2 protein-coding genes and 1 pseudogene are annotated in these 1,947 nt (G+C 71.8%); all 3 read left to right on the plus strand.

The annotated features are described in order from the left end of the window. The first annotated feature begins 219 nt into the window (after positions 1 to 219). Positions 220 to 735, plus strand: a complete 516-nt coding sequence (gene def, locus EQG76_RS22640; protein WP_159716573.1) for a peptide deformylase — start codon at positions 220 to 222, stop codon at positions 733 to 735. Next, the gene (gene fmt / locus EQG76_RS22645) at positions 725 to 1,699 is read left to right on the plus strand and encodes a methionyl-tRNA formyltransferase (protein WP_235031516.1); all 975 of its coding nucleotides are present in this window, start codon (positions 725 to 727) and stop codon (positions 1,697 to 1,699) included. Before def ends, fmt begins: the two co-directional genes overlap by 11 nt. Next, a pseudogene (locus EQG76_RS22650) lies at positions 1,699 to 1,947 on the plus strand (tRNA pseudouridine(38-40) synthase TruA); the annotation flags it as partial. The gene fmt and the pseudogene EQG76_RS22650, both read left to right, overlap by 1 nt.

The raw sequence follows: 1,947 nt of genomic DNA on the forward strand, positions 1-1,947 counted from the left end.
ACGGGGATGTACAGCCAGGTCATCAGATCTCCGAGGTTCGGGCCAAACTTGTCCTGGTCGACATAGCGCAGCCGGGCAGGACGGCCAGCCGCGCCGGAGCCATCGGGCGTGGCCGCAGGGATCGCCCGTGCCGGCGGGCTGCCCCGCTCGGTTGACCAATGCAGCGCCACTGCCTACCTGACCTGCCGGTCACCTCCCCCCTCATCCGAGCGATCCTGCATGGCCTTGCTGCCCATCCTGGAAGTCCCCGATCCGCGCCTGCGCCAGAAGGCGGCCCCGGTCCAAGGCATTGATTCGGAGGTGACTGCCCTGCTCGAGGACATGCTGGAGACGATGTACGCGGCACCGGGCATCGGGCTGGCGGCACCCCAGGTCGGCATCGGCCGGCGGATCGTGGTGCTGGACGTGAGCCCCAAGGAGGAGGAGCGCCGGCCGCTCCGGCTGATCAATCCGGAAGTGGTCGAAACCGGCGGCGAGGCGGTGGAGGCGGAGGAAGGCTGCCTCAGCCTGCCCAACCAGTATGCGCCGGTGAAGCGGCCGGAACGGGTCCGCGTCCGCTATCTGGACGAGCATGGCCAGGAGCGGGAGATCGATGCCGACGGGCTGCTGGCACGCTGCCTGCAGCACGAGATCGACCATCTGGACGGGGTGCTGTTCACCGACCATCTGAGCCGGCTCAAGCGCGAGATGCTCCTGAAGAAGCTCGACAAGCAGCGGCGGCAGCGTGCCAGCTGAGCGGGCGGCGGACGCACCGGCCACACCCTTGCGTGTCGTGGCGATGGGCTCAACCAGCTTCCTCCTGCCGAGCCTGGAGCGCCTGCTGGCCTCACCCGGCCACGAGGTGGTGGCGGTCTATACGAGGCCGCCGGCGGCGCGTGGGCGCGGCCAGCGCGAGCGGCGCACCGAGGTGCATGATCGGGCCCTGGAGCTGGGCATTCCGGTGGCGACGCCGGCGAGCTTCCGGGAGCCGGGAGCGGTGGAGGGCCTGGCGGCACTGGCCCCGGATGTGGTGGTGACCGCCGCCTATGGCCTGATCCTCCCGCCAACCGTGCTCGACGCGCCGCGGCTCGGCTGCGTCAACCTCCACGCCTCGCTCCTGCCGCGCTGGCGGGGTGCAGCACCGATCGAGCGGGCGATCCTGGCGGGCGACGAGGTGACCGGGGTCTGCCTGTTCCGCATGGAGCGGGGCCTCGACACAGGGCCGGTCTATGCGTCTGCAGAAGTGCAGATTGGGCCGGACACCACCGCGCCGGAGCTGCACGATGCGCTGGCCGTGCTGGCGGCCGACCTGCTGCTGCCGACCCTGGACGGCATCGCTCAGGGCAGCCTGATCCCTGTCCCGCAGCCGGACGAGGGCGTGACCTATGCGGCCAAGCTGGAGCGCGACGAGGGGAGGCTCGACTTTTGCCGCTCCGCCCTGGAGCTCCATCGCCAGGTGCGCGCCCTGGAGCCGCGGCCCGGAACGTTTGCCGTCCTGAACGGTGAGCGGATCGCGGTGCGGCAGGCGACGCCCCTGGACGGGCCGGCGGGAGAAGCGGTTCCGCCGGGCACAGTGGTGGCCGACCCCCTGGTGGTGGCCTGCGGGGAGGGCCTGCTGCGCCTGGACGTCGTGCAGCGGCCGGGCCGCCGGGCGCTGCCGGCGCCCGAGCTGCTGCGCGGCTGGCCCGTGCCGGCCGGCACCCGCTTCGACCCGGCCTGATGCCGCGCTACGCCCTGGTCCTGGAATATGACGGCCGGCCATTCGTCGGCTGGCAGCGCCAGGATAACGGCCCATCCGTGCAGGCAGCACTGGCCCTGGCGATCCAGCGGTTCTGCGGCGAAAGCCCGGATCTGGTGGCCGCCGGGCGCACCGATGCCGGAGTCCATGCCAGCGGCCAGGCCGTGCATTTGGACCTGGCGCGGACCGTAGACCCCGGCAGGATGCGCGACGCGCTGAACCATCACCTG

The sequence above is a fragment of the Geminicoccus flavidas genome (assembly GCF_009806515.1).
Lineage (GTDB): Bacteria > Pseudomonadota > Alphaproteobacteria > Geminicoccales > Geminicoccaceae > Geminicoccus > Geminicoccus flavidus.